This is a genomic window from Xenorhabdus cabanillasii, from assembly GCF_003386665.1.
Lineage (GTDB): Bacteria > Pseudomonadota > Gammaproteobacteria > Enterobacterales > Enterobacteriaceae > Xenorhabdus > Xenorhabdus cabanillasii.
Map to the genome: position 1 here is coordinate 3,274,419 of NZ_QTUB01000001.1, position 10,323 is coordinate 3,284,741.

Annotated in this window: 11 protein-coding genes; 10 read left to right on the top strand and 1 reads right to left on the bottom strand. The window is 45.2% G+C overall.

The features are described 5' to 3' along the window. The first annotated feature begins 218 nt into the window (after nucleotides 1–218). Nucleotides 219–614, top strand: a complete 396-nt coding sequence (locus tag BDD26_RS14960; RefSeq protein WP_115826975.1) for a hypothetical protein — start codon at nucleotides 219–221, stop codon at nucleotides 612–614. Nucleotides 615–929: 315 nt separating this feature from the next. Here the strand turns inward: BDD26_RS14960 and BDD26_RS19605 are convergent, their stop codons facing one another. Continuing rightward, entirely contained in the window at nucleotides 930–1,070 is a 141-nt protein-coding gene (locus BDD26_RS19605; protein ID WP_170140414.1) for a hypothetical protein, read from the bottom strand. Nucleotides 1,071–1,461: 391 nt separating this feature from the next. Here BDD26_RS19605 and BDD26_RS14965 point away from each other — a divergent pair, with 391 nt between their 5' ends. The 9 genes from BDD26_RS14965 (at nucleotide 1,462) to BDD26_RS15005 (ending at nucleotide 10,133) form a co-directional block, all read left to right on the top strand. Continuing rightward, nucleotides 1,462–2,892: a gamma-aminobutyraldehyde dehydrogenase gene (locus BDD26_RS14965; protein WP_115826976.1), complete on the top strand. Its 1,431-nt coding sequence runs from the start codon at nucleotides 1,462–1,464 to the stop codon at nucleotides 2,890–2,892. Nucleotides 2,893–2,907: 15 nt separating this feature from the next. Further along, nucleotides 2,908–3,684, top strand: a complete 777-nt coding sequence (locus tag BDD26_RS14970) for a nuclear transport factor 2 family protein (RefSeq protein WP_115826977.1) — start codon at nucleotides 2,908–2,910, stop codon at nucleotides 3,682–3,684. Between the two features lie 53 nt (nucleotides 3,685–3,737). Then, complete coding sequence (locus BDD26_RS14975) at nucleotides 3,738–4,475, top strand: FadR/GntR family transcriptional regulator (RefSeq protein ID WP_115826978.1); 738 nt, start codon at nucleotides 3,738–3,740, stop codon at nucleotides 4,473–4,475. A 53-nt stretch (nucleotides 4,476–4,528) separates the two neighbouring features. Beyond that, nucleotides 4,529–5,281 carry a cache domain-containing protein gene (locus BDD26_RS14980; RefSeq protein ID WP_115826979.1) on the top strand — a complete coding sequence of 251 codons (753 nt, stop codon included), beginning with the start codon at nucleotides 4,529–4,531 and terminating at the stop codon, nucleotides 5,279–5,281. 36 nt (nucleotides 5,282–5,317) lie between these two features. Further along, nucleotides 5,318–6,604: a 4-aminobutyrate--2-oxoglutarate transaminase gene (locus tag BDD26_RS14985; protein WP_115826980.1), complete on the top strand. Its 1,287-nt coding sequence runs from the start codon at nucleotides 5,318–5,320 to the stop codon at nucleotides 6,602–6,604. A 94-nt stretch (nucleotides 6,605–6,698) separates the two neighbouring features. Then, entirely contained in the window at nucleotides 6,699–7,145 is a 447-nt protein-coding gene (locus BDD26_RS14990; RefSeq protein ID WP_244922747.1) for a DUF805 domain-containing protein, read from the top strand. Nucleotides 7,146–7,171: 26 nt separating this feature from the next. Next, nucleotides 7,172–8,716, top strand: coding sequence for an NAD(P)/FAD-dependent oxidoreductase (locus tag BDD26_RS14995; RefSeq protein ID WP_115826981.1), 1,545 nt, complete (start codon nucleotides 7,172–7,174; stop codon nucleotides 8,714–8,716). 523 nt (nucleotides 8,717–9,239) lie between these two features. Beyond that, the gene (locus BDD26_RS15000; RefSeq protein WP_115826982.1) at nucleotides 9,240–9,656 is read left to right on the top strand and encodes a hypothetical protein; all 417 of its coding nucleotides are present in this window, start codon (nucleotides 9,240–9,242) and stop codon (nucleotides 9,654–9,656) included. A 126-nt stretch (nucleotides 9,657–9,782) separates the two neighbouring features. Next, nucleotides 9,783–10,133, top strand: a complete 351-nt coding sequence (locus BDD26_RS15005; protein WP_147299023.1) for a hypothetical protein — start codon at nucleotides 9,783–9,785, stop codon at nucleotides 10,131–10,133. Nucleotides 10,134–10,323 lie beyond the last annotated feature (190 nt).

Below are 10,323 nucleotides of genomic sequence, written 5' to 3' on the forward strand. Positions count from 1 at the left end.
TAAAGTAACTTGGGATTATATTGAGGGTAGAGAAGTTATTTTTCCTGTTCAACTGATTAGTTAAATATTTAAAAGATCTCAGTTTAAATAAAAATTTCAAGTATCTTTAAATAAGAAATTTATAGAACTGAGACCTTTCTTGATTTATTGAAGATCTACTGAACTGATTATAACTCTATTCCTACTTTCACCCCAGTTATGTTAAAGGTAAACGTAAAATGAATAAACTTCCAGATAACTCAATTATTGTTAGAGATATAGTAAGCAATACTTTGGAACTTATGATTACAAAGAATGAAAATGAGTTGGTTAACAAAATGAAATTATTAAGCTTTTCTCTAGTAACTAATGAACTTAGAGATTTATATGCAGGTGTAGATTTATCTGTAGATCCATTTGTAGATTTTATGAAACTATCCGTAGATAATGAAGATAGTAAGTTAAAAATAATTAAAAGTCTAATTAGTGAAGGTGCTCTTTTTTCATATGGGCGTAGTTGGTCTCCCGCAGAAGTAATGGATTATTACAAAAAAGATAAGAAAATTATATCAGAAAAATACAAAGTTATATCTTGGGCTAGTTCAGAAACTTATTATATTGAAGAAATTAAATAATGGTAAGTTTGTTTAAAACTTAACTACCACCGACTTTAGTCGGTGGTTTTAACTTTTATTTGGAAGAATAAAACTGAAAAACTCTTTCAGTCTTCTGGTTTTATTATCTAATTATAAACTAGTTCTAGTTAGAGCATTATTAATTGATAAGGAATCAATAAGGAATGAATTAAAACTGCGAATGTAATGAAGTGATTTTGAAAGATAAATATCATTTTATCTTTCAAATGAAGTCAAGTTAAATTTATATATTATTAGACAATCCAGTATTTTTTAAAATGAAATTAATATCAATTTAAATCAACTAAAAGAAAGTTAAATTATGATTATATTTAAAAACTCTATCTCTTTTGTAAAGCTAACTTCATTTTCTCTTGCATATTTATTGTTTTCTACTAATTCAGCTTTTGCAGGAGGTGTAATTCTTCCCCCCGTGCCGTTGTGACGGCGTGACATAAAGTATCTCGCTGTGGCGATGTTCCTCGTTGTAATAATGCGTGAATCTATCTCACCTCCATGACGGTGACCAAAATTGGGAGCCATATCACAAGTGTGGCAGTCTTCAAAATCATTGAAGGTTTTTATAATTGGAGGAAGGTAGTTTCCATCGACTAAAAATCAAACAGATTTTCAGGGGCGTTGGTTTGACCTGTTTTTCATCGGTATATGAAATCCACGATCTTACTCACAGATTTACATATTTTTCCTGGTGGAAATGCTGAAAGTTACATGTATGTATCTAAATTATCTTGATTTTACATTTTTTATACAAATTTGACGATAATACAACCATTAAATATATTAAATCATAGGTTATATCTTATTTTCAATCCACCAGGAGGTAGCAATGCCGATACCAACTCTCAGGCATTTTATTAATGGTCAGTATATTGAATCTAAAGGTTCCGAATATTTTGATTTAGTAAGTCCGGTCACTGGTAAATCTTACGCGCGTTCTCCTAACGCGAGTGCCGCGGATGTTGATGATGCTTATGCATCGGCTAAAGCAGCATTTAAAATATGGGGGCGCAGCACACCCTCGGAACGTCAGCAGGCGTTGCTAGCACTGGCTGATGTGGTAGAAAAAAACGCTGAACGTCTGATTGAGGTGCAAAGCCGTAATACCGGGCAGCTCAAGCACTTGATTGCCTCTGAGGAAATTGCGACGTCGGTGGATCATATCCGCTTCTTCGCCGGTGCAGCTCGTTTTTTGGAAGGCAAGGCTACTGCTGAATATCTTTCTGGTATGACCACCAGTATCCGGCGTGAACCGCTGGGCGTAGTGGGGCAGGTTACCCCATGGAACTATCCGTTGATGATGGCGGTGTGGAAGATAGCACCTGCTCTGGCAGCAGGTAATGCTGTGGTGCTTAAGCCGAGTGATACTACACCGGAGAGTACTTTGTTGCTGGCTGAATTGTCCGCTCCGCTCTTCCCGACAGGTACTTTCAACGTGGTGTTGGGAAATGCCAGCGCGGGTGCTTTGGTAGTTTCACATAAAACTCCGGCTATGGTTTCCATCACTGGTTCTGTACGTGCAGGTTTGCAGGTTGCCTCTTCGGCGGCGACTAATCTCACCAGAGCACATCTGGAGCTGGGAGGTAAAGCGCCAGTGGTTGTTTTCGCCGATGCGGATATAGATAAAGCGGTGGAAACCATTGCTACTGCGGGATACCTCAACGCTGGTCAGGATTGTACGGCAGCTTCACGTGTGCTGGTGCATGAATCTGTTTACGATATCTTCATTACTAAACTGGTAGCAGCAGCTAAGGCCATCCGTTTTGGTGATCCAGAAGATAAAGAGGCGTTGTATGGGCCGCTTAATAATATTCGTCAGTTGGAGCAGGTCAAAGGGTTCATTGCACGTTTACCCGCTCATGCCCGTATCGAAACAGGAGGTTGTCAGGCCGATCGTTCGGGATATTACTTTGAACCTACGGTGATTACTGGTCTGGAGCAGCACGATGAAATGATTCAGACTGAGATTTTTGGCCCCGTTATCACTGTACAGAAGTTCCTGACAGAACAGGATGCCATAGAGAAAGCTAACGATGTGAAATATGGGCTAGCCTCCAGTGTCTGGACCCGCGACCATGGTCGCGCGTTGCGCTTGTCTCGTGAGCTTGATTTTGGAACAGTCTGGATTAACACCCATATTCCTCTTACGGCAGAGGCACCGCACGGTGGTTTTAAAAACTCTGGATACGGTAAGGATCTGTCGGCTTATGGTTTCGATGAATATACGCGTATTAAACACGTGATGAGTTCCAACGACTGATACAGGACACCCATAATGAATAATCAAAATAGATCTCCGCGCGACTTGGTGTCACGCGCGCACCACGAGTTGTTTACTAACCGTGATGTGGGGGCACTTGAGCGTTATTTTGCGCCGAATTTCATTGAGCATTCTCCGTTAGTCAAAGATGGTTTTGCCGGGTTGCGGGAGCTGGTTCAGGTACATCCTGAACTACACCATGAAACCTATCGCGTATTACAGGACGGTGACCTGGTCGCTATCCACGGGCGTTTTACGGGATTAGACGATCAGCCGTTGGTCGGTTTTGATTTGTACCGGGTGGCCGATGGATTAATTGTGGAGCATTGGGACGGCTTAGTGCCGCAGTCCGCGCCTAACGCGAGTGGCCGAACCCAGTTGGATGGCCCGACTGAAACGGGCCATAGCCATGACAGAGAGAAAAACCGTGAACTGGTGGTTAACTTTTTCACGCGCGCCCTGATCGAAGGACACTATGATGAGTTTGGAAACTACACCAATGGTGAAAAGTTTCGCCAGCACAGCCCCGATATTCCCGATGGTACGGCTGCGGTCATTGCATTTCTTAAGCAACTCAGAGATGAAGGAAGGGGCCTGCATTATGTAAAAATCCACCATACCGTAGCCGACGGGCAGTTTGTTCTGACTCATTCGGAGGGAAGTATTGCCGGAGCACGTCACAGTTACTTTGAGCTATGGCGTGTTGAGAACGGCCAAGTTGCTGAGCTTTGGGATGCGATCACCCCAGTACCAGAAGATACGCAAGCGTTGCATCCCCACGGTATTTTTTAGTGTTGTTTGCAGACATGCTGAAATCCCGTGATATTTTGACCAGGAATTAGAGAATGACAGCATATTCCATCGTCTATGCACCACTCGATCAGGCTACCCGGACCGAACAGGTTGTGGAACGTTTAAGCAACGCGATCATCTCCGGGATATTACAGACCGATGAACAGCTGCCTAATGAAAACGAGCTGTCGCGGTTGTTAGGTGTGTCACCGGTCACAGTTCGTGACGCCCTGAACACACTGCGTGCCAGGCAGTTGATTGAGACACGGCGCGGACGTCATGGTGGTAGTTTTGTGTGCCAGGTTTCCGTTGAGATAATGCGGAAATATCACCCGTTGCGGCTGATCGCTTCGGGTGAACTGGCGGATTTCAGCGAGTTTCACTGTGCTGTGATCGGCCACAGCGCGAGGCTTGCGGCTCAACGTTCAACATCGGGTGAACTAAGAAAGCTTGAGCAATTGATCGACAGCTTTGCGGCCGCGATGCAACCGGATGCCCGTATACAGGCAGATATGCGTTGTCTGTTAACTCTGGCATCCCAGGCACAGTCGGCCAGGCTTGCCAATCAGGAGCTGGAGATTCAGGCCGAATGGGCACCTTTGATGGATCTTCTGTACCGAGAGGCAGCCGTTCACAGCGAAGTTATTGCCGCCTGGCGTACTCTCTTGGCGGCCCTGTATAAGGGGGATGACCTCGCTTGTTACCAGCTGGCACAGGAGATGATTACCCGAATTACCGACCACCTGCTTGAATGCAAATTTCGTATGGATACTGATGTGTCGTTCCTGTAGAAATCTGATCGCGAGTAACGCGGCTACATTCATTCCGGGAAAGAGGGAGGCATATGTACAACGACATACACATAGAACGAGCCAGGAGCATCCTGGACGATATCTTGGTCGCGGCGCAGCAGGCCACCGCAGCTTTGGCGGATAAGACAGCGCGTATTTTATTGGAATTGCCGTTATATCATACGGAAGGTATCCGATTAACGCAGGAGCAGCGCAGCGCATTGCAAAAACATATCCACGAGGTATTGCGTAACAACACTTGGTGTAACGGAGCAGGATTTGCCAGCTATGCGGTAACGGAGGCCATTGGGGAAGAGAAAGGGTACTGGACGCTGGAATGGTGGCGTCAGGAAGGAAATACCATTCAATATGCGCAATTGGAACACAATCAGGAGCAGCGTAGACGTCTGGATTTCCGATTATTTGAATGGTTCCGTCAGCCGGCCAGTTGTCATCTTCCCGTCATTGACGGCCCCTATGTCGATTATGTCTGCAATGGTGCCTACACGATTACGATAGCCCATCCAGTGCTGATCGGTGAGGAGTTTGTCGGTGTTGCGGCGATGGATATGCTGGTGTCAACGCTGGATAGGTTACTTCTGCCGGTTTTGGGCGCTATCGGTAAGCCAGCATTGATTATTAATGACGATGCGCGTGTCGTGACTTCGACTGTGCCGGGAGTACGTTCAGGTTCATTATTGAAGAGCCAAAGTGTTAACCGATCGGCCGAAGGTGAAGTACCTTCACTGCGTCTGGTGATCTTGCCGTCATCACACACTGAATCGCACAAGGCGTTTGTCTGCTGAAGCCCACTTATTCAGATTGTTCAGGAGTTTTTACTTATGACTGAATCTATGTTAGCTAAAAGGCGCAGCGCGGCTATCGCCAAAGGCGTTGGCGTGACCACACAAGTCTATGCTGAACGCGCGGAAAATGCCGAAATCTGGGATGTTGATGGACAACGCTATATTGATTTTGCCGCTGGTATCGCCGTAGTGAATACCGGTCACTGCCACCCGCGCGTCATTGCCGCAGCCAGAGAGCAGTTGGAACAGTTTACCCATACCTGTCATCAGGTTGTGCCTTACGAAAATTATGTAGCGCTAGCCGAACGACTGAACCGTCTGGTGCCGGGTAATTTTGTGAAGAAGACCGTCTTTGTTACTACTGGGGCTGAGGCAGTAGAAAATGCCGTGAAGATCGCGCGAGCTGCCACCGGGCGGAGTGGCGTGGTGGCTTTCAGCGGCGCTTTTCATGGTCGTACCTTCCTCGGTATGTCATTAACAGGCAAAGTAGTGCCGTACAAAATGGGGTTCGGCCCGCTGGTCAGCGATGTTTATCGTGTTCCGTTTCCTGTAGGGCTGCACGGGATCAGCGTGGAACAGACGCTGAACGCGCTGGATAATCTCTTCAAAACCGATATTGCCCCCACGCGCGTCGCTGCCATCATCATCGAACCGATACAGGGAGAGGGCGGTTTCTACTCTGCGCCTCCCGAATTACTCAAATCCCTACGCGAAATTGCCGATCGTTACGGTATTGTACTCATTGCCGATGAGATCCAGACTGGTTTCGCGCGTACGGGCAAACTGTTTGCCATGGAACATCATGATGTTACGGCTGATCTGACCACGATGGCAAAAGGTCTGGCAGGAGGATTGCCGCTGGCGGCTGTAACGGGACGGGCAGAGCTAATGGATGCTGTGGTGCCGGGTGGTCTGGGGGGAACCTATGGAGGTAATCCGGTGGCGATTGCGGCTGGTCATGCGGTATTGGATGTGATCGAAGAAGAAAAACTGGCAGAACGTGCGATACAACTGGGGGAGCGGCTGAAACAATGTTTGCATGAACTGCGGCCGAGTGTCCCACAGATCGCCGACGTGCGTGGGCTTGGGCTGATGATTGCGGTGGAGTTTAACCGTGAGGGCAGTCAGGAACCCGACGCTGGTTTTACCAACGCGGTACGTCAAAAAGCACTGGAACGCGGTCTGATTTTATTGACATGCGGTGTACACAGCAATGTGATCCGTTTCCTTCCGCCACTGACCATACAAAATGATGTTTTTGACGAGGCGCTCAACATTCTGAAATCTGTGCTGCTTGATCTGAATTGTAAAGAGGGAAAGTGATGGTTTAACTAAATTATGCTTCGTTAACAGATAACGCTGCGTTGGCGTAAGAGTAATACTGAGTGAGCCAGTGTTTTCCCCAGAAGGAAAGTTAATGCGCGTGGTAGCCGGGGAACTCGCTGGTTTACAGGAGAAGACAATAATGCACTGGTATTTAAATGTCTTAAAGAATTATGCTTGTTTCAGTGGGCGAGCCCGGCGTAAGGAGTTTTGGTATTTCATTCTGTTCCAGATCTTGGCTGTTCTCATCATTTCTTTCCTGGAAAGGCTGTTTGCTGTTGCCAATCCCGAAATTTATATGGGGTGGTTCAGCGCTATCTATCTGCTGCTCACATTTTTGCCAGCGCTGGCGGTAAATGCCCGCCGCTTGCACGATATTAACTGTAGCGCCTGGTGGTTACTGTTACATCTTATCCCGTTTGCCGGCACTGTTATCCTACTGGCTCTTGCGACTCTGAAAGGGCAGGTGGGCAGCAATAAATACAGTTCAGAAAACCAAATTCACTCACAGGAAAATATCCCGGGTCAGGCTAATGGGTGATTCCGGGTCACTAAAGGGGTGCTGAAATGACAATAAATAGAAGAGATTTTATCTCTATTGCTGCGACGCTCGCAGGGGTGGGAGTGCTTTCATCTGTACTTCCCACAACATCTCTGCTCGCCCAGATCTTAACTACGGTCGATGTTCCGTCCGTCAATAATATTGACCGATTCCGTCCGACGCTGTTGCAGGATGCACAGCATAGAACCAGTCGGCTGGGGTTGGATCCGCGGATCTGGAACTGGCATAGAGATGCAGCTGTCAAGGCTATGCCAGCCAACTACTATGAAGCCGCTCTGGCTGATTGGCCGGCTTTTGGTGGCTTTTCTAAAGACCAGAGTTGTGAAGTTGTAGTTATTGGCGGCGGGTTGCTGGGAGCTTCCACAGCACTGCATCTTGCTGAAGCGGGGGTGGATGTGATTCTGGTCGAAAAGGATAGCATCGGTTCGGGAGCTTCTGGCCGTAATGGCGGGCAAATGACACCCGGTATTGCCCGTTGGGGGGCTGAAACCATACTGGAGAAATTCTCACCCGATGAAGCCAAACGTTTATGGCATTTTGCATCAGTTGAAGCAATGGATCTTGTGGATGAGCTCTGCGAGCGTTACGGTTTTGAATGCGACCGCAAATACGGTCATATTACCGCAGCGATACACCCAGGCCATATGGGGTCATTGGTGGCTAATGCCGATGCCCGGTATCAGCTGGGAGATACGGCAGCAAAGATTATTGGGCCACACGAATTGCAGGAAGAGTATGTACGTTCAGATATCTATCATGGTGCTAATATTGACAGCATTGGTGGACAGGTTCAGCCTCTGGCGCTGCTGCGAGGCCTGGTTTATGGTTTTGCCAGACTGGGGGGACGAGTTTATGACGGTACGAAAGTGAAGAGTATCAGGCAGGATGCCAACCGTAAGGTTATAGAAACTGAGCGGGGAGTTATCAGGGCAAGTAAAGCGGTAGTACTGGGAGTGCATGGTTCCAGCGATGAATTTATCTCCGGCCCTTCCACTACAGTGCCTTTTTTCACCTATATAGCGGTAACTCCACCTTTGTCAATGGATATCAAAAAGTTAATCCCGTCAGATCTGCCAGTCTACGATACACAGTTACAGATAGACTATTATCGCGCGGTGCGCGACAACCGCCTGCTGTTTGGTGGACAAGGCACTGGAAACTCCTGGTCTCCGCGTGATGTGAATAATTATTTATTAAATCGTATCAAAGCCGTGTTCCCGTATCTGGAAAACCCCGAACTGGAATACTCCTGGGGTGGGATCAGCGATCTGACCCTGAATGGTGCTACCGATGCCCGCAAAAGTGGTGACAGTGTCCCTGTATATATAGTGCATGGTTGGAGCGGTCATGGAGTGGCGCAAACGGTGCGCATTGGCAAAGCCATCAGCGATGATCTCACCGGACGCAACCACGACTTTACCATGCTTACCCGCATCGACCACTTGAGTATCCCGTTGGGTTCCTACTTCTCTCCGATGGTTATCCCATTGATTAAAGGTGCTCTGGGCATGAAAAGCATATTTAATCCGGCAGATATAGTTTCGTTCTGAGTGGCTGGCTTCCATTAGCCGATAGGCCGCTATTAAGAACACAAGGAAATACGATATCCTTGCGTTCATTAACTCATTAACTCATTAACTTAGGTGATTTAGTAGATATCATCATTACTGATGAAAGTATTTCACCTGAATACGTTACAGCTCTCAGAGAGAAGGGAATTAACGTAATCATTAGCAGGGAAAGTCATGATTGATGTAAAAATTATTAGAGTATGTAGCATAATAAAAGATGGACACCATGTGGGTATCCATCTTATCAGTTTGAGTTAAAAACGGGTGCATTTGATGATGTAGCGCAGAGGCAAGCATTGTTAATAGCAAGCATTGTTAATAAATAGCAATTCTTTTTTCAATTTTCAAATGGGTAAATAATAGGGGTTTATGATAATGTAGCCTGAATTATATGATGTATTATCATTATAGTAGTGATTTATATAAGTTAAAAATCAGGATAAGCATTATTGATGGACTTAAATAATAAAAAGTGAAAATAACTAACTCGGGAGTATTAACTATGGCAATTGTATTTGCATCAATAAATCCGTATAACAATCCCATACAAACATCAAGTTCAAATTATGTTGATATACCAGGTTTGGAAATTGATGTTTCAAGGTATTCTGACTCACCAGGTTTAACAGCATTAATCACCTTAAATGTGCCAACTCCCTATGCTTCAGGCAACAATTTTCCTGGAGGGCGTTTTATTATTATAACTGATCAAGGTGAACGATTAGCTTTTGGTGGGTTTACTTACAGTAACAAGAGTCCAGAAGCCTATGGACGTATGCCATTCACACTAGTTACCAGTTGTTCTCTTGCGTCTAACATTTCTATTATAAAGGCGCAGTGGAGTAATATAAGTGGTAGCACAGTTCATATTAATTCATATGCATCTATTTCCGCGGTTATTCAATGTAGTTTTGGCTAACTTCAGAAATGAACAACCCCGCTGCTTGCGGCGGGGTTGTTCATTATCAATTCTTGTTGGAAGAATTGATATAAATGGGCAGGAAAAATATTCAATTAATCTTAAAATGGTGTAGGGAAAATGAAAATGTCTATAGAACAAATCAATGATACATCACAAGATATGCAATTAGATAGAAGTAGGGGACTAAGAAACTCTAGAGGTCAGCTTACTGCTGTGAATGTTGGGCCTGCTTCTGGCTGGAAAAGCACTATTAATAAAAAGAATGGCGATGAGCCTATTATTATAGTCGGTTCTTGGGATAAAAGAGAATATCAAGTTGTCTCTGTTTATGCAGTTGTCAGTCCTGGTCATGAGGTACTTGTGTTACGTAGTGGAGCAGTGAAACAAAGGTATGCTGAGCCTGAAAGTAAAATAGAAGTTGTTTTACTGAATGATAATATTAATTCTTATACCTCAACTGGCCATCTTATATAGATTAATATGTGTCAGTTGAGATGCTGTCTCAGTAATTTGGACTGAATAAGCTTTCATTAGTGATACCCCCCATTTTTATCATCCCCACCTCCACACATTTAAATCACTGCCACATAAATTAACAACAATGTTTGCTAAATTAATACTGCCTTTATCATTCTATTCTTCCAACAAAAAAAGAAATTGTTCT